Raw genomic sequence first — 19,939 nt, 5'->3', positions numbered from 1 at the left:
CTACCGCGACGCCTGACGCCGTTCAAGGCGTCGTGGGGCCCTGGGCCTCGTACTGACGCAGCTCCTCCGGCGTGCCGAAGGAGGCGTAGCGCGCCACCCGCGCCGCCCGCACCGTGCCCCCCGCCTCCAGCAGGAGGTTGTAGAGCAGCGACAGGTAGTACTCGCGCATGCCGTCGGAGATGGGGCGGTCCATGAGCTGGCGGCCCGCGGTGAGGAAGTGGCGTTCGGTGGCGAAGAAGTAGGCGCCCATGATGGCCGCGTCGGAGATGACCACCTTCTCCGCCGTGCGCACCACCCGCTCCCCCTCGCACTTCGCATAGCTGTAGCGCGGGAGCTGGGAGGGGAAGGTGAGCAGCCCTCCGGCGAGCGTCGGGTCGTCGCTGGCGAGCGCGGCGCGCACCAGCTCGCCGTACGCCGGGCTGTCGAACCACAGGTCGCAGTCCATGACCAGCAGGCCCCGCTCCCCCGTCATCCGCCCGGACGCGGCGAGCGCCGTCTCCACCGCGCCCCGGGTCATCTCCTCCAGAATCACCACCTCCAGCCCGGGCACGGCCTCGCGCAGCAGCGTGGCCAGCCGGAACTGCTCCTCGTGCGGCCGGCGCACCACGGCGGTGTGCACGACGTCCAGCCCCCAGCCCGACAGGCTGGAGAGGGCCTTGAGCACCATGGGCACGCCGTCCACCGGGATGAGGGGCTTGGGCGTGGTGAAGCCCGCGTCGGCGAAGCGCGAGCCGAGGCCGGCCATGGGCAGCAGGACGTGGAGCGGACGCATGGGAGGGGCTTTCGAGTGAAGGGGCGCGCCTGGGGTCAGGCCGTGCGCTGGAGGGAGGTCGACGACGTGGGGGCGTCCGGGCCGGAGCCCAGCGCCTCCGGCGTGTACTGGGCGTTGAAGGCGTTGAACAGGCGCACCGCGGTGGCGAAGAAGGCCACCAGGCTGTCGGGGTTGATGCGGGCCCGGTAGGTGAGCATGCGGCAGTAGTGCACCGCCTCGTGGAAGAGGACGGCGCGGCGCACCTCGGGGGGCAGCGTCGTCTCGAAGCGGCGCTGGAGGTGGGTATACAGCTCCGCGTAGCGCGAGGACGTGGCCTCCTCGTACTCCACCACCGCGTCCTCGCTGCGCGCCCGCTCGAGCTGGCAGAGGAACTCGTAGCCGGAGTGCAGCGACTGGCACAGCTTGCCCAGGTCCACCACCGGGTCGCTGATGGCGTTCTCGTTGTTCGGGTCGAGCACGAGGAAGTCCGCGTCCTCGCGCCGCACGATGAGGTTGTCCACCGTCAGGTCGCCGTGGATGGGCGTGTCCCGCACGCTGGCCAGCTCCGCCAGCGCGCGCGGGTTGGCGCGCAGGCGCGCGAGCGCGGGGAACACGTTCTCGTAGCGCTGCCCGTTGATGGAGAGCGTGTCGTGCGTGAGCAGCTCCGCCAGCCGGGGGCTCAGCGCCGCCGCGTCGCGCACCTTGTCCTCGACCTTCTCGCGCAGGTAGCGCTCCAGCAGCGCGGGCTCGTCGCGCCGCTCCCCCTTCGCGTAGATGTGCGTGCCCACGAAGTCCAGCACCTGGTCCAGCACCTGCTTGGAGCGCTCCACCTCCTCCGAGTGGATGAACTGGAAGAAGGGGATGTACTGCTCGCGGTACTCCAGGTCGAAGGCGTAGGAGTCGTCGGTGCGCAGCTCGCGCAGGATGCGGGGCAGGTGCGGGACGTCCTTGCGCGACAACAGCCAGTCGTGCTGCACCTTCAGCTTCTCCGCGTGCTGCGGCAGCGTCACCTTGCGCACGCTCAGCGCCTGCCCGGCCCACACGAGCAGGGTGCTGGCGTTGGAGCCGCCCTTGAAGGTGCGCACCATGCGGAAGTCACCGCGCAGCTCGCCCGTGGACAACACGTGGCTGAGCGCCTGCCCGGAGAAGTACTCGTCCAGGAAGTGGCTGAACTCGCGGCTGATGTCCGCGTCCCGGTGCAGCTTGTTCTTCAGTCGCTCCAGCCGGGGCGTCGCGGTGGCGGCGCGCTCCCGCTGGCGCTCCACCAGGAAGTACAGGCCCACCAGCGCGAACGGGCCGATGAGCACCGCCCACGTCACCAGCGACAGGCCCACGGGCACGCCGGTGATGCCGAGCAGCCCTCGCGCCAGCTCCGAGTAGTAGTAGTGGAACGTCCCCACGAAGCCGGGGCCGGAGGGCACACCCACGGAGAGGTAGGCGCCGATGGCGGTGCCCAGGGTGCCCACGGGGTCCCGGTCCGGCAGGTAGCCCCACACCAGCGCGGCCGCCGAGGCGAGGTAGAGCGCCCACATCGTCATCGACGTGAGCACGAAGCGGCCCAGGCGCGCGGAGCGGAAGATGACGTGCGTGCCGTAGATGAGCGACCAGAGGACGAAGCGGATGCGGTCCTTCAGCCGGTCGTTGAGCAGGGCGGTGAGCCCGCCCAGGGCCCGCAGCATGCGGCGGTTCTGCGTGTACAGCAGCCAGATGAGCAGCGCCGCCGTGAGGCTCACCGCGCCCACGCCCAGCGCGAGCCGGAGCATCAGCGCCGCGGCCTCGGGTGCCCGCGTCCAGGTGGCCACCACCACGCCCAGCGCGCACAGGCCCAGGAGCAGGCCGTCCACCGCGCGCTCGAAGAGGATGGTGAACAGCACCACCGCGCGGCTGATGCGCATGCGCGTGCCGATGAGGTGCGCGCGCACCAGCTCACCCAGGCGGAACGGCAGGATGGCGTTGAAGAGGTAGCCGACGGACAGGCCGGAGAAGAGGATGCGCCACGTGGTGGGACGCACCACGCGCAGGAGGCGCTGGGAGTTCTTCGTCCGCAGCGCGTGCGCCACCACCTGGCAGAGCACCGCCACGGGGATGGCCCAGAGCGGCACGTGCCCGGAGGGCACCCACTGGCCGGACTCCCGCGACTCGTCGATGAACCGCGTGAGGAAGAGGGCGCTGACGAGCAGTCCCAGGCCCACCAGGGCGAGCGCCCACAACCGCGAGCGCTTCACGTCGGCTCCTGGATGCGGACCACGTGGATGCCCGCCGCCTCGGCCGCGGCGATGCCGCTGGGGCTGTCCTCGAAGGCCAGGCAGTCGGCGGGGGCCATGCCGACGAGCTTCATCGCGCGCTGGTAGCCCTCCGGGTCCGGCTTGGGCTTCGCGACGTCCTCGCCGAAGACGGTGACGTCGAAGAGGTGCGTGAGGTCGAAGTGGCGCATCAAGGCGCGCGCGTTCGGCGTGGCGGCCGTCGTCACCAGGCCCGTGGCGTGGTGCCCGCGCACCGAGCGCAGGAAGCCGATGAGCGGCAGGTTGGGGCGCACCTGGTCGAAGGACTCGGGGTAGTAGCGGGCCTTGGCCTCCTTCACGCGCGCGGCGTCCTCGGGGCTCAACCGCGCGCCGACCTCACGCACCATGGCGTCGAAGCGCAGGCCGAAGGCCCGCTGATACGCGGCGCGCTCGAGCGTGAAGCCCACGTCGGCGAAGGCGCGACGGTATGAGACGAAGTTCGCCTCCTCGGTGAAGAGCAGCGTCCCATCCATGTCGAACAGCAGGCAGCGGATCATCGAACCCCCCTGCATGCTGGGATTCCGCAGCACGCCAGGTGCTGGCGGAATACTTGGACGGATGCCATGGATGCAAGCCGGGAGACGGGGGCGCGGCGAGCCTCGCCTGCTCAGTCTTTCCTGGACAAGGTGTTCGACCCGTGCGGAGGGTGAAGCCTTGATGGTTGCTCACTGAGCGGTGGGGCGTGCTCCCGGCAACACGAGGTCCGCGTCAGGGCCGTCTCCTCCTGGCTTGCCGTCCGCGCCCAGGCTCCAGAGGAGGATCCGTCCTTCACACGAGGCGTACTCGTATTCGTCGCCCCACGGGTCGAACGGCCGCGTTTCGAGACCTCCCATGTCCAGGAGCGGTTGGAGTCCCTCGGCCTGGGTGGGGTATCGCCCGGTGTATCGATGGTGGACGCGGAGCGCGGCTGCGATGTTCCTCAGGTCCAGCAGGGCTCTGTCGTGTCCCGAGTGATGGCTCCTGTTGCGGTATGCGTAGACGCTGAGCTCGCTGGCCACTCGGAGAAGCCAGTTCGGGAGGAGCACCCCCGCGCACAGGGTGGCGGCGAAGAACGTCGCCTTGCCAGCTTCGCGCAAGGCATGACTCAGGGGCCTGCTCGGGACGGGAGGGTGCATCCCCGATTCACGATTCAACCCGCGTGCCTGTCATCGCGCGGCACCTGTCTCCCGGGAGCACGCCTGCGGTGAGGCGCGCGGGGCTGACAGGACGACAGGGATTGGGAATCGGTGATTGTCATTCCTGCCCGCGCGGGGCCCACGCCACGTTCGCGTGGGCCCCGGGGCTGGAAGACTCACGCGGCGAAGGACTCGGGGCGCGGGCGGGTGCGGGCGGAGAGCTGCTTCCTGCGACCCTTGCGCAGCACCTCCAGCGAGACCTCTTCGTCCGTGGCCAGGGCCATCAAGCGCTGGAGGTCGTCCACGCTGCTGACGGCCCGCTGATTGATGGCCAGCAGCAGGTCGTCCGGCTGGAGACCCGCGTCGTCCGCCGGGGTCCCCTCCTTGACGTGGAGGACGCGGACCGCGCGCGGCTGTCCGGCGTCCTTCGCCCGCGCCGTGTCCAGGTTCACCGCCGTCGCGGCGATGCCGAGGAAGCGGCGCTCCACGCGTCCTCGCTGGATGAGCAGGCTGGCCACCCAGGCCGCCGTGGTGGCGCTCACCGCGAAGCCGATGCCCTGGGCATACGGGAGCACCAGCGTGTTGAGCCCCACCACCTCTCCGCGCGTGTTGATGAGCGGCCCGCCCGAGTTGCCCGGGTTGATGGCCGCGTCCGTCTGGAGCATGCCCTCCAGGATGACGCCGTCCGGCAACGTGACGCTGCGGTTGACGGCGCTCACCACGCCCATGGCCACGGACTGCTCCAACCGGAACGGGTTCCCGATGGCCATGACCAGCTGCCCCACGCGCACCGTCTCCGGCGCCGTCAGGGGCAGCGTGGGGAAGTCGGTGCCCTCGGCGCGGACGACGGCGAGGTCCGTGGGCGCGTCTCCGCCCACCAGCGTGCCCCGCAGCTCCTCCCCATTGGAGAGCTGCACCGTCAGCTTGCGCGAGCCCCGCATCACCACGTGCCGGTTGGTGAGGACGTAGCCATCCGGGGTGAGGAAGAGGCCGGTGCCATGGCCCCGGGCATGCTCCACGCCCACCACCGCGGGCGAGGCGCGGGAGACGAGCGTCTCCAAATCATCCGAGAACTGCTGCAAGAGCTTCATGGTGTGTCCTCGCTCCTCACGAACGCCGGCCGATGGTGACGGGCACTTCGCGCACCTCACCGGCGCGCAGCACGCGGGCCTGGACGGTGGTGCCCACCTTCTCGTCGCCCAGGTAGCCCAACAGGTCCTCCACGCCGAGCAGCGCCTGTCCGCCCAGGCTCACCAGCACGTCGCCCAACACCAGCCCCGCCTTGCTCGCGGGCCCGTCTGGGTCCACGGAGAGGAAGATGAGCCCCGCCTCCGTCCCGGCGGCCTCCCACTGGTGACGAGGCAGCTTCACGGGATACGCCCCCACGCCCAGGTAGCCCCGGCGGATGCCGCCGTGCTCCTTCAGCGTGGAGGCCACGCGCGTCAACGTGTCGACGGGGATGACCACCGCGGCCGTGCGCGAGAAGGCCGCCGTGAGCAGGCCGACGAGGCGCCCCTGGGAGTCGACCAGCGCGCCACCGGAGAAGCCGGGCGGCAGGTCCGCGTCCGTCTCGAGGTAGCGGTCCACGCGTCCGCCCGCGTGGGTGCGCCAGCCCTCGCCGTGGGTGCTCACCATGCCCAGCGTGGCGCGCGCCGTGCGTCCCGGCCGGGCGACCGTGACGACGAGGTGGCCGACCTTCACGTCGTCCAGCACCGCGGGCGTCAGCGGCGCGTGGCCCGAAGGGTCGAGCTTCAGCAGCGCGAGGTCGGTGCTGGCGTCCCGGCCGACGAGCTCGGCGGAGACGGTGCGGCCGTCGGGGAGTCCTACCTGGATGGAGCCTTCGTGCTCGACGGCGTGGCTGGTGGTGAGGATGTGGCCTTCGGTGCTCCAGACGATGCCGGTGGCGCCGCGACGACGGCGGGCCTCGATGCGGACGACGCTCGGCGCGACGCGCTCCACGACGGAGGCGAGGGAGTGGGAGAGGGATTGGAGGAGGTCGGTGGACATGGCGTGTTCCTTTCGAGGAGGAAGGTAAGAGCCTCGAAGGCACGCCACATCGGCGGACCGGGCAGGATGCGGACCTGCCCGTTCGGGGAGGTCACCTCACTGTCCGGGGAGGTGCTGTGTCGACCTCCGGCTCACACACGCTCGAGCAGGGCGCCGCCCGGACCGAAGCCCAGCGTGAGACACAGGATGCGACGGTGGTGTGTCAGCCGCACGTCCTCACGGGCCGCCTCGGCCGCGAGCTCCGCGTCGTTCATCACGAGGACGTCGCCCACGCCGGAGGGGAGCACGTCCGCCTCCGTCAGGATGTCCCGGACGAGGGACGCATGTCCTTCCCACCCATACGTGCAGCCCCCGGGCCGCAGGGCCTCGTCGAGCGGACACGGCAGCGCCAGGCAGAGCGCGTCGGGCGTGACGTAGTCGTCCGGGGCCAGGTTCGCGCGCAGGGCGTCCGCGATGAAGCGCACCGCCGCGACGACGTGGCTCCCATCCTCCGGGCGAGGCGCGCCGATGAGCAGGCGCGGCAGCGCCGTGATGTCCCGCTCGAAGACGTGGGAGCCGCCGAGGCCTCGGCACTTGATGCTCGTCTGTCCCACGTCGAGCGCCAGGGGACGTCGCGCACCCGCGCGCTCCAGCACCCGCAGCCCCGCCTGGACCGGCGCGAAGCGGGGCTCCGGGGCGACATGCACGGGACGGCCGAGGCCCACGGTGGCCTCCTCGAGCCGCGGACCGAAGTCCTCCAGGCAGGCGAGTCCGCCGCTGAGCCAGATGGCGTCCACTTCGTGTCGCCGCGCCAGCGTCTCCAGGGCGACGACGAGGGGCGGCATCAACGTGTTCGCGAGCCGCTCCTCGGGGACACCCGTCCAGCGCGCCGCGTCCAGGCTCGGCGCCCCGAGCAGCTCCCACAGCTCGTGTCCCAGGACCGGGAGGTTCCACACCTCCAGCGGCGTCACGCCCGCCGGACGGTATCGCCGGGGGCTCCAGTCGTGCGTGTGGAGACTCACGAGACGAGCCCGACGATGCGCTCCGCCGCCTCCCGCGCTCCATCGCGCGCGCGATAGGACTGGGAGATGTCGGAGGCCTTCTGACGCAGGGGCGTCCCGGGGGCGAGGAGCTGACGGAGCGCCGCGCGACACGTCTCCACGGTCAGGCTCCCCGGCTCCAGCGCGAGCCCCGCTCCGGACTTCTGGAGGAAGTGGGCCTGGATGGGCTGGTCGTTGCAGACGGGCAGCAGCAGCATGGGGACGCCGGCCGTCATCGCCTCCATCACCGAGTTCGCGCCGCCGTGCGAGACGAAGGCCGCCGTGCGTGGGAGCAGCTGTCGCTGCGGGGTGTAGGGGACCGCCACCACGTCGCCGGGCAGCGAGCGCGAGAAGTCCGTGTCCGCCAGCTCACCCGCGCTCAGCACCACCGTCACCTCCAGCGGGGCGGCGGCCTCGGCGATGGTGCGGAACAGCGCGGGCTGCCATGAAATCTGGCTGCCGAAGGACACGTACACCACGGGCCTCGCGCCGAGCCGGCTCCACGGGAAGTCGACCTCGTCCCCGCGCTCGTCCGGCGGAATCGAGGGGCCCACCAGGTGCGTGGCGGGCGGCAGGTCCACGTCGGGGCCGAGGAAGGCCTCGGTCGTGAAGAGGCTGTTGAGGCGCGGCGAGAGGCACTCGCAGTTGCGGAAGCGCGCGTCGAAGCCATGGCGCGCGAAGAGGGCCCGCCGGTCCTCCGCGAGCAGGCGCACGTTGCGCCGCAGGCCGTAGTCCTCCATGGGCTCCAGCAGGGACAGCGCGGAGGAGACCCCCGCCCAGGGGATGCGCTCCTGGTGCGCGGTGAGCACCGCGGCGTACTGCATCCCATCCAGCGCCATCACGTCCGGACGGAAGGCGCGCACCACCTGCCGCACGGGCTCCAGCAGCGAGGGCACCGCGTCCAGCAGCAGCCCACGAATCCATCCGCCGAGCGCCGCCTCGTCGCGCACCAGGTCCGCCAGCGCCTCGCCGCCCGTCTCGAGGGGGGGCGCCTCGGCCGCGACGTGGGGCAGCGTGAGCACCTCCACGCCCATCCGCGCCAACTGGGGCGCGGGCTCGGGCAGGCACAGCCAGCCCACGGTGTGCCCCATCCGGAGCAGCCACTGCGCGACGCCCGTCATCGGGTTGATGTGGCCCTTCTCGGGCGAGGTGGCAATCAGGACTCGGGACATGGCGGGGGCGTCCGTGCGTGGGCGCGCAGAATGGACAGGGAACACACCCGCATCAACAAACGATCCACTCCCGCGGCTTCGGGGGCCTCGACGGGCAGGCGCGCGTAGCGTTCCAGGAGCGCGCGCGTGGCCCCCGGGTCGATCACCCCCAGGGGTTCCAGGCGTTCCGGGGAGAGCCAGGCGCGATACAGCTCCAGCCAGCGAGCCCGCACGGGACTGGAGAGCGCGGTGTGTCCGTAGCGAGGCGTCTTTCGCGCCAGGCGCACCGGTTCGGGCACGAGTCCTCGGACCGCGTGACGGAAGAGCCACTTGCCCTCGCCCGCCCGTGTGAGCAAGGCGCCGGGGAGCGCGAGCGCCACGTCCGCGACCGGGGTGTCGAGATAGGGCGTGTGGACCGTGAGCCCGTGCGTCCGCGCGCCTCGCAGCTCGGGAGGGAGCACCAGCTCGCGCAGCACCCACGCGGCGTGGCGGACCTCCTCGGAGACCGCCGCGTCCTCGGGGGCTCCCGCCCAGGGCATCACCCCCAAGTCGTCCACAGGGGGGCGGCGCAGCACGGCGCGCGCGAGTCCACGGTCCTCCGCGACGCGTGCCGCCGCCGACCCGAGCGCGCGCGGGTTCCCCAGGAGCACCTCGTCCGCGCCCGCGCCGCTCAACAGTCGCGTGGCGCCGTGTCTCCGCGCGCCCGCGTAGAACGCGAAGCTCGCCACCGCGCGGGCGTTGATGATGACGCCCTCGTTGCTCACGACCGCGGGCTCGAAGAGGTCCGGGAGCACGTCGTCCGGGATGGTGATGTCCACCAGCTCCACGCCGGCCTCGCGCGCCACCGTCCGCGCGTGGTGGCGCTCCTGCGCGTCCGCGAAGTGGACGTCCATGGTCCACGCACGCACGCGGCCCGGCGCCGCGCGCGCGGCGAGGGCGCACAAGGTCGCGCTGTCCACGCCGCCGCTGAGGCTCACGTCATGGACGCCTGACGCCACCCGTGTGCTCACCGCCTCGGTGAGCGAGGCCAGGAGGCGCCGCGCGAGCGCCTCCTCGGTGTCGGCGGGCTCCGCGGCGCGCCGGACGCGAGGCAGCGGCGGGAGGACGCGCGTCACCCCGCCGAAGAGGCTCGCGTCGGCGGGGAGCACATGGCACAGCAGGGCCGCCACCGCGTCGGGGTCGAGCGCCGTCGCCAACGGCCACACGGAGTCGGCGGGGCGGGGCGAGGACGTCCCGGTGGGCCGGTGGCCGGGCAGGGTGGCGAGCGGGCCGCTGGCATCGCCGGGGCGGGAGGACACGCGCGGACTGTCTCAAGCCCCTGGGGCCCGGGGCAACCCCGCTATAGTCCTCCTCGTGCATTACGAGCTGCACGACGGTCGCATCCTCACCTGGTCCCTGGAGACGCATGTCGTCACGCACTGCAACCTGCGCTGCGTGCAGTGCTGCCCCATGTCGCCCCACCTGCCGGCCTGGGCGGTGGAGCCCTCGGCGCTGGGCGCGGACCTGACGCGCCTGGCCCGCGTGCTGCGCCCCAACGTCTTCAAGCTCACGGGGGGCGAGCCCTTCCTCCACCCGGACCTGCCCGCCGTGCTCGACGCCGTCCGCGCCTCCGGCATCTCCGAGCAGGTGTCCGTCACCACCAACGGCTTCCTCGCCCAGCGCGCCCCGGACGCGGTCTACGAGCGGTTGGACCGGATGACCCTCTCCGTCTACACGTCCGCGCCGCTCCCGGAGAAGTCCATCACCCGCATCACCGAGCGCTGCGACGCCCACCGCATCCACCTCACCGTCAAGCGCATCGACGCCTTCCAGCAACTGTCCCCGGACGCGCCCCACGAAACGGAGGCGGTGACGCGCGAGGTCCACGCGCGCTGCTGGCTCAAGGTCCGCTGCCACCTGGTCCACCAGGGGCGCTTCTACGCGTGCACGCGGCCTCCGCACGTCGCCACCGTGCTCGGGCCCACGCACCCGGAGCTGCGCGGGCTGGGAGACGTGGACGGCGTGCGGCTCGACGCGCCGGAGCTGCTGGAGCGGATGCTCGCCTACCTCGAGGCGGACACGCCGCTGGCCACCTGCCGCTACTGCCTGGGGGCCAGCGGCGCGTGGCTGCCGCACGCGCAGCTGGCTCGGGACCGCGCCTGACTCAGCGCTTGCCGGACTTCGGCAGCGTGCTCTGCGCGGCCGCGGGATAGCGGTCCCCCACGGCGACGCCCGGAGGCGCCACGGCCTCGATGTCCGCCAGGTCCTTCGCCGTGAGCTTCACGTCGAGCGCGCCCAGGTTCTCGTCCAGGTACTTGCGGCGCTTGGTGCCCGGGATGGGGACGAGGTCCTGGCCGCGCGCCATCACCCACGCGAGCGCCAGTTGCGCCGGCGAGCAGCCCTTCTCCTTCGCCAGCCGCTCCACGTGGCCCACCAGCGCCAGGTTGCGCGTGAAGTTCTCACCCTGGAAGCGCGGGGAGTGACGGCGGTAGTCGTCGGCCTCCAGGTCCTCGAAGCGTTTGAGCTGCCCCGTCAGGAAGCCGCGCCCCAGCGGGCTGTAGGGCACGAAGCCGATGCCCAGCTCGCGGCATGCCTCCAGCACGCCATCCTCCGGGTCGCGGCTCCACAGCGAGTACTCGCTCTGGAGCGCGGCGATGGGGTGCACCTTGGAGGCGCGGCGCAGCGTGTCCCCGTCCACCTCCGACAGGCCCAGGTGGCGCACCTTGCCCTCGCGCACCAGGTCCGCCATCGCGCCCACCGTGTCCTCGATGGGCGTCTTCCCGTCCATGCGGTGCAGGTAGTACAGGTCGATGACGTCCACGCCCAGCCGCTTCAGGCTCGCCTCCACCGCCTGCTTCGCGTACGCCGGCGTGGCGTCGATGGTGCGCGCGTTGGGGTTGTTCGGGTCGCGGCGGATGCCGAACTTCGTCGCCAGCACCAGCTTCGCGCGGTGCGGCCCGAGCACGCGCCCCACCAGCTCCTCGTTCCTTCCGGCGCCGTACATGTCCGCGGTGTCGAAGAAGGTGACGCCCCGCTCCACGGCGTGCAGCAGCGTGGCCTCCGACTCCACGTCGTCCCGGCCCGCGTAGAAGTCGGACATGCCCATGCAGCCGAGCCCCATCGCGGATACCTTCAGTCCCTGCTTCCCGAGCGTCCGTGTCTCCATGTCGACATCCCCTCCTCGCGCCGTCGGGGCGACGGCGTCCAGGTGCGAGGGCGTTTACTGCGAGGGAAGGGCCTGCACGTCAACCGGAAGCGCGTGCTCGCGGGGGAGATCCACGGTGAAGGTGGAGCCCCGGCCCTGCTCGCTCTCCACGCGGACCCGGCCCCCCATGGCCTCCACGAGCGTCCGGGTGATGTAGAGCCCCAGGCCCAGGCCGCCGTAGTGCCGTTCCGACACGGCGCGCTCGAAGCGGCCGAAGAGGCGGGGCAGGTGCTCCGGCGCGATGCCGATGCCCTGGTCCCGGACCCGCAGGCGCGCGCGCGTGGGGCCCTGCTCCAGCGTCAGCGTGATGGGCTTGCCCGCGCCGTACTTCACCGCGTTGTCGATGAGGTTGGTGACCACCTGCTCCAGGCGGAGGCGGTCCCACCGGCCCACCAGCGCCGTCTCCCCGCCCTCTATCTGGAGGACGGAGCCGGCGCGCGCGGCGTGGGGCTCGTACCGCTGCGCCACCTCGCGCAGCAGCTCGCCCAGGTCCACGTCCTCCAGCTCCAGCGCGAGCCGGCCCGCCGCGATGCGGGACACGTCGAGCAGGTCGCCCACCAGCTCCGCCAGCTTCTTCACCTGCCGGGCGCCGGTGTCCACGTACCCCTTCACGACGGAGTAGGGGATGGTGTCCGGGTGGCGCTCCAGCTCGCGGGCGAGCGCCTGGAGCTTGAGGCTCAGCGGGGTGAGCGGCGTCTTCAGCTCGTGGCTGGCGATGGAGAGGAACTCGTCGCGCAGGCGGATGGCCTCCTGGGCCTCCCGGTACAGCCGGGCGTTCTCCATGGAGAGCGCCGCGCGGTAGGCCAGCTCCAGGCCGAAGGCGAGGTCCGCCTGCGTGTAGCGGCGGTTGGAGAAGGAGGTGAAGAAGCTGAACACGCCGAGCGTGTGGCCGCGCACGACGAGGGGCACGGCGATGAAGGAGCGCAGGCCGGTGGCCAGCATGACGCGGGCGTGGTTCTCGTTGTGGGCGCTGCGCTTGATGTGCGCGGGCGTCATCTCCTCGAAGAGGATGGCCTCGCCCCTCAGCAGCGCGGCGGTGGGCGGGTGGCGGGGGTTGCCCTCGGGCATGAGGTTGAAGTTGATGACCTCGGCGGCCACGGGGGCGTCCTCGGGGCGCGCGTGCGCCACCTCCAGGCGGCGGAAGGCGCCGTTGGGTTCGGCCAGGTCCACGAAGCACCAGTCCGCGAGCGCGGGCACCACCAGCTTCGCCAGGTTGCGCAGCGTCGTCTCGTGGTCGAGTGACGAGGCGAGCACGGTGCTGACCTCCGCGAGCACGCGGGTGCGGAACTCCGCTTGCCGCAGCTCCGTGGCGAGCGCCTCCGCGCGCTGGCGGGCGTGGACCAGGTCGGTGACCTCGAAGCCGAAGCCGGCGATGCCCTCCACGTGGCCGCGGTCGTCGCGGGTGGGCTGGTAGGTGAGGTTGTAGAAGGCCTCCTTCTCCGTGCCGTCGGACTGGGGGATGCGCAGGGCCACGGCGCATCCCAGGAAGGATTCGCCGGTGGCGTAGACGCGGTCGAGCACGCCGCGCACGTCCTGGTCTCCCACCTTGAGCATGCCCTCGCGCAGCGTCATGCCCGGGGCGTCCTGCTGCTTGAGCAGGATGCTGTTCTGCGCGTTGGAGAAGTCGAACGCGTGGGTGGGGCCGCGCAGGAAGAAGATCTGCGCGGGGGCCTGCATGAAGATGGTGTGCAGGCGGGAGCGGGCATCCTCCGCGGCGGCGTGGGCCTGGTGCTCGCGCTCCAGCAGCGCGGCGCGTTCGGCGAGCGCGTGGGTGAGCGTGACGTTGAGCTTGGTGATGAAGACGGCCAGCAGGCCGAAGACGCTGAGCGCCAGGATGTCCGCGGAGCGCATCTGGATGGAGAGGCGCGGAGGGAGGAAGTGTGTGTCCACCACCGCGACGGACAGGGCGGTGACGAGCAGCGCGGGGCCCCAGCCTCCCCACCAGCCGGCGACCATGACGGCGCCGTAGAAGAAGAGGAAGGGCCCGGACGACATGAAGGGCAGCAACTGGGATTGGAGGAAGAAGGCCACCAGCAGGCCCAGCAGCGCGATGCCGTAGCGGCCGGCCCACGACTTCTGGAGGGAATGCCAGAACCGCCTCGGGTCCGGGGCGACGCGCGGCCCCGGGGAGGTGGACGACAGCAGGGGCCGGACGGTGGTGTCTGGCGAAGGGGCGGTGGCCACCGGGGAGGAGTGCGTGCGCAAGGCGGGGCTTCCTCATGGCGAGATGACATCCGCCCCCGAGAGTGACGGATGTGCCCCTCCGCGAGTGACCGGAGCGTGGTCCGCGGAGCGAGCCGTTTCCCTCATGATGGTCCGATTCGAAAGGCCCCTGCCTCGGGTCCGTCTTGCAATTGATTGACGGATGAACGCTCCGCGCTCCTCGGACGCGCGTCAGGCGTTGGCGTGTTGAATGGCTGTCGGCACGACAGGCAATGGGGTGTGAAGCAACCCGCTCTCCCGCGCTCGCGATGACGCTGGCGATGAAGTCTTGCAGGGGCGCTGCGCAGGGTGGGTCATGTGTGATTGCCCTCGCGCGGGATTCGTGTGCGGAACGGCAGGGGCTTGGTGCCGGTGACGAGGCTGTCGCCGCTCACGGCGCGCACGTCGAGGCGTGGCGCGTCGCTCCACCCCAGGTTGCGCAGCGCCCCGGTGAGCCGCTCACGGAGAGGACCCGGCTCCGTGGCGTCCACCAGCTCCAGCTCGAAGTGCGTGGGCGCGAGCTGCGTCAACCGGAAGGCCCGGAGCGCGTGGTGCTTGAACACCCACGCGAGCGCCCACGCATCCACGCTCCGCCCCGTGGGCGTGGTGAACCCGCAGGCGCCACGGCCACCGAAGCCCTCGAGCGTCCAGCCCTGGAAGCCACATGCGCACGCATCCCTGCGCACCGTCCCCGCGTCCGCCGGTCGGTAGCGCAGCAACGGCAACACGCTCGGCCGGAGCCGCGTCACCACCACCTCGTCCTGGTCCGGCTCCAGCCACACGTCGGGCGCGAGCACGTGGAAGTGGCCCGTGGACCGGAAACACTCCCACGCCAGCGGCCCCGTCTCCGTCGTCGCGTAGTAGTTGAGCACCGGCACCGGGAGCACCCGCGCCAGCCGCTCGCGCAGCGCCTCCGACAGGTGCTGCGCCGAGCTCAACACGAGCCCCGGCACCGGCAGGCCGTCCTGCTCCGCCCACCAGCGCAGCCCCTCTGGATCGGAGAAGACCACCGTGGGCGAGACGCGGCGCAGGCGCTCACGCGCGTCACCCCGCAGGACGGAGACGCGATGCAACGCCCCGTCCTGGAGGATGGGCAGGCGCACCGAGTACTCCAGCCCTCCCGGCAGCGCGTCCAGCAGCACCACGCGGGGACGCGGGGGCAGCGCCACCTCCGCCCGCTCCAGCCAGAAGCGCAGCACGGCCCACATGTGCAGGCAGTCGCGCCGGTCCCTCACCACCCGCACCGGCTCCCCCGTCGAGCCGGAGCTCCTCACCACCACGCACCCCTCGTCCTCGGAGGGGAGCGCCGACACCTCACCCCAGTGCAGCGCGAGCCCGGTCCTCTCCAGCGTCGGGAAGTGCCGCAGGTCCTGGAGCGATTGCAGGTCGCCCGGGTGGAGCCCCACCTGCTGGAGCCGGCGCACGTAGTACGGCGACGCGAGCAGCGCGCCCCGCAGCCACTCCAGCCGGGCGTCCAGGAGCGCGCGGGCCTCGTCCTCGCGGGGCACCGCCGCCAGCCGCGACAGGCCCGCTGCGATGGACTCCGCCCACGGGACGTGTGGGCGCTGCGAGGCCGTGTCCCGGCGGATGTTCGCGCGCGGCGCCACGCGCGCGTCCACGGAGAGCGCTCCCGTCACTCCCGCCAGCCGCGCGCCTCGGTGGCGCGGAGGGCCGCCTCCTGGAGCTCCTGCTTCCGCCGCTCGACCTCCTGCTTCCGGGCCTCGTCCGCGCGCTGCATCTCCTGCAGCGCCGTGCGGTAGTCGAGCTGCTTCAGCCGCGCGGCGGACTGCTGGGGCGCCTCGTCCTTCACCCGTCCCTCCACGGCGTGGACCCACTTGCGCAGGAACTCCTCCAGCCGGAAGACGTTGGAGCGGATCATCTCCGCCGTCAACGGCTCCACCTCCGTGAAGAACCTCTGGAGGAGCGTCGTGGCGTCCATGTTCGGGCGCAGCGTCGCCGCCGTGGTGGCGCGCAGCTCCGTCGCCGTCAGGAGGTGGGCGAGCATCATCACCTGCTCCTTCCACAGCCCCGCCCCGCGGTCGCGCTGTTCCAGGACCGTCCAGTCCTGCCGCGAGGGTGGACGGAGGTTCGCCAGCCGGAACGTGTCGCAGATGATGGCCACCGAGAGGTCGTGTGGATACGGCGACACGAGCGGCGTGTCGGCGAGCTGCTTCCGGATGTGCTTGATGTCGAAGTCCATCACTTCTCCAACAGGGCCCGGGCGAGGTCGGCGGCGGCCGGACCGAAGTCCGACATCCACTGCACCACCACCAGCCGGAAGCCCCGCTCCTTCAAGGCGGGTTGAAGCACCTGGCGCGCGCGCCGCTCGTCCGGGAGCGCCAGCAGCGCGACGACCAGCCGCGAGCGCCGCGTGGCCTCCACCAGTCGTCGCATGTCCTCGGGGTTGCCCACGTTCGCCAGGAAGTCGCTGTCGGAGATGATGACCCGCAGCGCGTCCGGCCGCTCCCGCGACAGCTCGGTGAGCACCTCGAATGGATAGTCCGTCCCGCCGCCGACGTAGTGCAGCAGGAAGTCCCGCGCCGTCTCCTCGTCGTACATCCACGGGGACACGAGGGGGGGACCGCTCGAATAGACGACGCCGCGCACCATCGCCTTCTTGCGCACCGCGGACGCGGCCAGCACCTGCGCGGCCAGCGTCATGCTGTTGAGCGTGTGCGCGGGGTTGGGCATCGAGCCGCTGGTGTCCAGGTACAACTCCACCGCCGCCACGCCCAGCTCCGAGGACGGCGGCACGTCCGCCTCCAGCTCGCGGCGCAGCGGCGACACCGCGGCCAGGTGTCCCTGCGACAGCACCGTCAACGTCCAGTCGATGGCGGACGGGTCGTCCCCGTACTCCCACGCCTGGGGCGTGGTGCGCAGGTACGGCTCCGGACGCGACGGCGCGGCCGGCAGCGGCAGGATGTGCTGGTCCACCAGCCGTCGGTAGTGCCGCGAGACGAGCGCGCGGCGCACCTGGCCCTTCTCGTGCCCCGGCATGTGGTGGGTGATGCGGTCGATGGCGTCCAGCGGGTCCTGTGCCTTGCCCTCGGCGGCCGCGTCCAGCCAGTCCCGCGCCCGGGCCTCTTCCAGCGCCTCCTCCCACAACCCCCCGCTCTGGAGCGCCCCGTCCAGGTCGTCTACGTCCGGCATGGGGACGTCGCCCCCCAGGGGGAGCATGTACGTCAGCTCGTCGGGGCGCTCGAGGTAGCGGATGAACGCGGCGCAGAAGTAGAGGAACTGGAGGCGCGGGTCGGGCAGCGCGTAGAACGTCTGCGCGAACATGCGCGCCTCCGCGCGCGTGCCCGGATACGCCTCCTCCATGGACCTCAGCGTCGCCTTCGGCACCAGGTCCCCGGGCGGGAGCCCCCACAGCTCCTCGTAGATGGCGAGGTAGAAGTGGAACAGCGGCGACACGGCGGGCTTCGCCGTGCGCTGGAAGCCGCGGTACACCCGGCACAGGTCCTCCGCGTGCGTGCGGCCCACCACCTCGTTCACCTGGAGGTCGTAGAAGAGGTTGGTGAGCGACTGCTTCAGCCCTGGGATGAGCCGCTGCTCCATGACCCGGAGCTGCGCGTCCCAACCCAGCGTGTGCGGGAAGCGCGCGTGGTGCCCGATTTCATGCGCGAGCACCGCCGTCAGGCTGTCCTCCGCCCCCATCGACGTCAGCAGCGTGAAGTGGACGTAGACCTGCCGCTTCACCAGGTCGATGTACGCGAGCGGCTCGTTCGCGTGCGGCGCGTCCGGCTGGAAGGGCGCATGGGGTTCGGGAGGGCCGAGCCGCACCTGCACGTCCCACAGCGCCAGCGCCTCCCGCCAGCACCGGTCGATGTGCTCGGGCGTGAAGACGGACGCTTTCATGCGGGCACGAGCACCACGACGTGCTGGGAGGTGTCCAGCGTGCCCGCCGCCCGCCAGTCATTGGTCACGGTGGCGAACCACGTGTCCACGCGCGGGTCGTTCCACGCCACCGCGGACAACTGCGGCGTCAGCGCGTGGGTCACCTCCGGCGCCTCCCGGCAGCCCATGCTCCCCAGGGGCAGCACGGTGTCCGCCAGCAAGAGGCCCTGCGTGGCCGCCTCGCGTCCGGCCACGGCCTTGCGGTGCCGGTCATGCACGCACAGCACGCCGGGCGACAGGAAGTGCAGCGCGCCGGGCAGGAAGCGGCTGTCCTCGCGCGACAGGTCCACCAGCACGGGCTTCGCCTGCTCGCCGAGCTTCCGGTCCGGGGGCTCCATGGCCAGCGCGGACGTGCGCCGCAGGCGCTCCTCGATGTCCACCAGCGAGTCGAGCCGCTGGCTGACGCGGTGGAAGATGCGCTGCACCCACGGCGGCGTGGACTCCAGGTTCTCCCCCAGGTTCCAAAGCTGCGCGAGCGTGCCGGCGCGCGCGGACTCGGGCACGCCCGCGAGCAGCCGGGGCACCAGGTCCATCCACGCCAGGGTGAAGAAGTTCTGCCGGCCCGCGGACGCCGGGTACAGGTAGCCCAGGCCGATGCCCTCCGCGCCCAGGTTCAGGTACGCGCGCAGCACCTCCTCGGAGCGCTCCGGGGGCGCGCCGGACTGGCTCAGCGCCGCGCCCAGCCGTGGGGCCGGGCCCGCGAGCAGCTCCTTCCAGACGTCCGGGTTCCAGCGCACGAAGCGCGCGCGGGCGTTGGCCTCCAGCTCGTCCGCGAAGCTCACGGCGTGCCTCCCGGGTTGTCCTTCAGCCACGTCGCGTAGTTGCGGTAGCGGCTGTACATGGACTTGAGGTGGATGAGGTCCTCGTAGGTGGGACCGGACAGCTCCTGCTTCGTGAGCAGCTCGTTCATCAGCGCGGTGACGGAGGCCAGGCGCTTCTCCGTGGTGCGCAGGTCGATGCCGGACAGGCCCTTGTCCAGCTCCGCGCGCAGCACCGCCACCTTGCGGCGCACGGGCACGTGCTGGTCGTGGTGGCGCATCGCCATGTCGAACATGTTGCGGATCCACGCCACGCGGTCCTGGAGCAGCAGCCGGTGGTTCTTCGCCTCGAAGAACGCGCTGCGCGTGTTGGGGACGAGCTTCTCGTGCAGCACCCAGGGGGCGATCTGCCGGAAGTCCTCCAGCTCCACCACGGTGCGGCCCCGGAAGAAGGCCAGCGCCTTCGCGTAGTGGAGGATGGTCTGGTAGGCGCGCACGCTGACGCCGTTCTCCGTCTGCGTGCAGAGGTGGACCTTCTTGTCGAGCGGGCACTGCTCGTTGCACACCGCCGCCACGCTCTGCCCGGCCAGCTTCAGCGTGTCCTTGTGCTTGAACTCGAAGCGCGGCGAGGCCATGCGGCAGAAGTCGAGCTGCCCCAGGAAGAAGGCCACCCGCTCCAGCACGTCGCGCGGCACCTCCACCTCCAGGATGGAGGCGTAGGCGCGCTCCAGCTCGCCCGGCGTGAAGACGATCTCCTTCGGCAGCAGCTCCTCGGGTGACTTGTCCGCCTCGATGCGCTGGAGCAGCGTGTCGATGAAGTTCGAGTTGAAGGGCACGGCGCGCACCACGACGTCGAGCCGGTCCTTGAGCGCCTCGATGACCTGGAAGGTGCCGCCGCCCTGGTCGTCGTTGGCGGTGAGGAACCAGGACGAGCGCCCCGCGTAGACGTACTGGTCCATCATCTCCGCGTAGCCCTCGGCCATGAGGGACAGGAGCGCGGACTGCGTCTTGGTGGGGATGCGGTTGTACTCGTCGATGATCTTCACCCGTTGGGTGATCCACTTGCGCCAGCTCACCTTCACGGCGGACAGGTCCTCCGCCTTGAGCATGTCGGAGGGCAGCGGCGCGCCGAGCAGGTCCGCGATGGACAGCTGGGGGTGGCCGCGCTGGATGGAGCGGTGGATGTCCTCGCGGCTCATGCCGGACAGCAGGGCCATGAGGATGGCGGACGTCGTCTTCCCGCGCCCCGGCCCGCCGATGAGCAGCGCGCGCCGGCAGGTGAAGAGGGTGAGCAGGGGGATGAGGACGAACGAGCTGTAGCTCATGTCCTCGGGCAGGTGCAGCTCGTCCCCGGCGGAGTTCTTGAGCGCGGCGGACGAGCCGAACTCGATGTCGTAGTAGGGGCAGATGACGGCGTTGTTGGTGATCCACCAGTACGCCTGCCGCATCTTGTCGTGGAGGCTGCCGCCGTCACGCTCGGAGAGGTGGACGTTCAGCCCCTTGTCCACCGACGCGCGCCCGGAGAGCAGGCGCGACACCCAGTCCTGGTTCGCCATGCGGGCGGCAGCCTATC

17 protein-coding genes are annotated in these 19,939 nt (G+C 71.6%); 1 reads left to right on the top strand and 16 read right to left on the bottom strand.

Translation table 11 applies throughout. The features are described 5' to 3' along the window. Nucleotides 1-22: 22 nt before the first annotated feature. The 9 genes from LZ198_RS09555 to LZ198_RS09520 all read right to left on the bottom strand — a co-directional run bounded on the left by LZ198_RS09555 (nt 23) and on the right by LZ198_RS09520 (nt 9,623). On the bottom strand, nt 23-772 hold the full coding sequence (locus tag LZ198_RS09555; protein ID WP_253971590.1) for an NTP transferase domain-containing protein: 750 nt from the start codon (nt 770-772) through the stop codon (nt 23-25). 35 nt (nt 773-807) lie between these two features. Further along, entirely contained in the window at nt 808-2,976 is a 2,169-nt protein-coding gene (locus tag LZ198_RS09550; RefSeq protein ID WP_253971589.1) for a lysylphosphatidylglycerol synthase domain-containing protein, read from the bottom strand. Beyond that, nucleotides 2,973-3,545 carry an HAD family hydrolase gene (locus LZ198_RS09545; protein WP_253971588.1) on the bottom strand — a complete coding sequence of 191 codons (573 nt, stop codon included), beginning with the start codon at nt 3,543-3,545 and terminating at the stop codon, nt 2,973-2,975. Before LZ198_RS09545 ends, LZ198_RS09550 begins: the two co-directional genes overlap by 4 nt. 153 nt (nt 3,546-3,698) lie before the next feature. Next, on the bottom strand, nt 3,699-4,148 hold the full coding sequence (locus LZ198_RS43635) for a type II secretion system protein GspG (protein WP_407667393.1): 450 nt from the start codon (nt 4,146-4,148) through the stop codon (nt 3,699-3,701). Nucleotides 4,149-4,324: 176 nt separating this feature from the next. Then, nucleotides 4,325-5,239, bottom strand: a complete 915-nt coding sequence (locus LZ198_RS09540) for a S1C family serine protease (protein ID WP_253971587.1) — start codon at nt 5,237-5,239, stop codon at nt 4,325-4,327. A 16-nt stretch (nt 5,240-5,255) separates the two neighbouring features. Beyond that, complete coding sequence (locus tag LZ198_RS09535) at nt 5,256-6,155, bottom strand: S1C family serine protease (RefSeq protein WP_253971586.1); 900 nt, start codon at nt 6,153-6,155, stop codon at nt 5,256-5,258. A gap of 131 nt (nt 6,156-6,286) precedes the next feature. Then, complete coding sequence (locus LZ198_RS09530) at nt 6,287-7,156, bottom strand: ROK family protein (RefSeq protein WP_253971585.1); 870 nt, start codon at nt 7,154-7,156, stop codon at nt 6,287-6,289. After that, nucleotides 7,153-8,346, bottom strand: coding sequence for a glycosyltransferase (locus LZ198_RS09525; protein ID WP_253971584.1), 1,194 nt, complete (start codon nt 8,344-8,346; stop codon nt 7,153-7,155). The genes LZ198_RS09530 and LZ198_RS09525 overlap by 4 nt, the downstream gene beginning before the upstream one ends. After that, the gene (locus LZ198_RS09520) at nt 8,331-9,623 is read right to left on the bottom strand and encodes an asparagine synthase-related protein (protein ID WP_253971583.1); all 1,293 of its coding nucleotides are present in this window, start codon (nt 9,621-9,623) and stop codon (nt 8,331-8,333) included. Before LZ198_RS09520 ends, LZ198_RS09525 begins: the two co-directional genes overlap by 16 nt. Before the next feature lie 55 nt (nt 9,624-9,678). Here LZ198_RS09520 and LZ198_RS09515 point away from each other — a divergent pair, with 55 nt between their 5' ends. After that, nucleotides 9,679-10,467 carry a radical SAM protein gene (locus tag LZ198_RS09515; RefSeq protein WP_253971582.1) on the top strand — a complete coding sequence of 263 codons (789 nt, stop codon included), beginning with the start codon at nt 9,679-9,681 and terminating at the stop codon, nt 10,465-10,467. Nucleotide 10,468: 1 nt separating this feature from the next. On the opposite strand, the gene LZ198_RS09510 is transcribed toward LZ198_RS09515, so the two are convergent. From LZ198_RS09510 to LZ198_RS09480, 7 genes are all read right to left on the bottom strand, one after another. Then, nucleotides 10,469-11,470 carry an aldo/keto reductase gene (locus LZ198_RS09510; protein WP_253971581.1) on the bottom strand — a complete coding sequence of 334 codons (1,002 nt, stop codon included), beginning with the start codon at nt 11,468-11,470 and terminating at the stop codon, nt 10,469-10,471. Between the two features lie 54 nt (nt 11,471-11,524). Further along, nucleotides 11,525-13,714, bottom strand: coding sequence for a sensor histidine kinase (locus LZ198_RS09505; protein ID WP_253971580.1), 2,190 nt, complete (start codon nt 13,712-13,714; stop codon nt 11,525-11,527). 311 nt (nt 13,715-14,025) lie between these two features. Next, nucleotides 14,026-15,348, bottom strand: a complete 1,323-nt coding sequence (locus tag LZ198_RS09500) for a phenylacetate--CoA ligase family protein (protein WP_253971579.1) — start codon at nt 15,346-15,348, stop codon at nt 14,026-14,028. Further along, nucleotides 15,345-15,911, bottom strand: coding sequence for a hypothetical protein (locus LZ198_RS09495; protein WP_253971578.1), 567 nt, complete (start codon nt 15,909-15,911; stop codon nt 15,345-15,347). Before LZ198_RS09495 ends, LZ198_RS09500 begins: the two co-directional genes overlap by 4 nt. Continuing rightward, nucleotides 15,911-17,569, bottom strand: a complete 1,659-nt coding sequence (locus LZ198_RS09490; RefSeq protein ID WP_253971577.1) for a M48 family metalloprotease — start codon at nt 17,567-17,569, stop codon at nt 15,911-15,913. The genes LZ198_RS09495 and LZ198_RS09490 overlap by 1 nt, the downstream gene beginning before the upstream one ends. Continuing rightward, nucleotides 17,566-18,390, bottom strand: a complete 825-nt coding sequence (locus LZ198_RS09485) for a hypothetical protein (protein WP_253971576.1) — start codon at nt 18,388-18,390, stop codon at nt 17,566-17,568. Before LZ198_RS09485 ends, LZ198_RS09490 begins: the two co-directional genes overlap by 4 nt. Continuing rightward, nucleotides 18,387-19,922, bottom strand: coding sequence for an AAA family ATPase (locus LZ198_RS09480; protein ID WP_253971575.1), 1,536 nt, complete (start codon nt 19,920-19,922; stop codon nt 18,387-18,389). The genes LZ198_RS09485 and LZ198_RS09480 overlap by 4 nt, the downstream gene beginning before the upstream one ends. Nucleotides 19,923-19,939 lie beyond the last annotated feature (17 nt).

This window comes from Myxococcus dinghuensis (genome assembly GCF_024198235.1).
Lineage (GTDB): Bacteria > Myxococcota > Myxococcia > Myxococcales > Myxococcaceae > Myxococcus > Myxococcus dinghuensis.
Note: the sequence above shows the minus strand (reverse complement) of the source record. Positions and strands in the feature narration are given on the sequence as shown.

Bases quoted from the DNA above. Each gene is read 5' to 3' on its own strand.
- LZ198_RS09545 (WP_253971588.1), bottom strand. From the start codon at position 3,545: ATGCAGGGGGGTTCGATGATCCGCTGCCTGCTGTTCGACATGGATGGG.
- LZ198_RS09480 (WP_253971575.1), bottom strand. From the start codon at position 19,922: ATGGCGAACCAGGACTGGGTGTCGCGCCTGCTCTCCGGGCGCGCGTCG.
- LZ198_RS09535 (WP_253971586.1), bottom strand. From the start codon at position 6,155: ATGTCCACCGACCTCCTCCAATCCCTCTCCCACTCCCTCGCCTCCGTC.
- LZ198_RS09510 (WP_253971581.1), bottom strand. From the start codon at position 11,470: ATGGAGACACGGACGCTCGGGAAGCAGGGACTGAAGGTATCCGCGATG.
- LZ198_RS09490 (WP_253971577.1), bottom strand. From the start codon at position 17,569: ATGAAAGCGTCCGTCTTCACGCCCGAGCACATCGACCGGTGCTGGCGG.
- LZ198_RS43635 (WP_407667393.1), bottom strand. From the start codon at position 4,148: ATGCACCCTCCCGTCCCGAGCAGGCCCCTGAGTCATGCCTTGCGCGAA.
- LZ198_RS09540 (WP_253971587.1), bottom strand. From the start codon at position 5,239: ATGAAGCTCTTGCAGCAGTTCTCGGATGATTTGGAGACGCTCGTCTCC.
- LZ198_RS09555 (WP_253971590.1), bottom strand. From the start codon at position 772: ATGCGTCCGCTCCACGTCCTGCTGCCCATGGCCGGCCTCGGCTCGCGC.
- LZ198_RS09525 (WP_253971584.1), bottom strand. From the start codon at position 8,346: ATGTCCCGAGTCCTGATTGCCACCTCGCCCGAGAAGGGCCACATCAAC.
- LZ198_RS09495 (WP_253971578.1), bottom strand. From the start codon at position 15,911: ATGGACTTCGACATCAAGCACATCCGGAAGCAGCTCGCCGACACGCCG.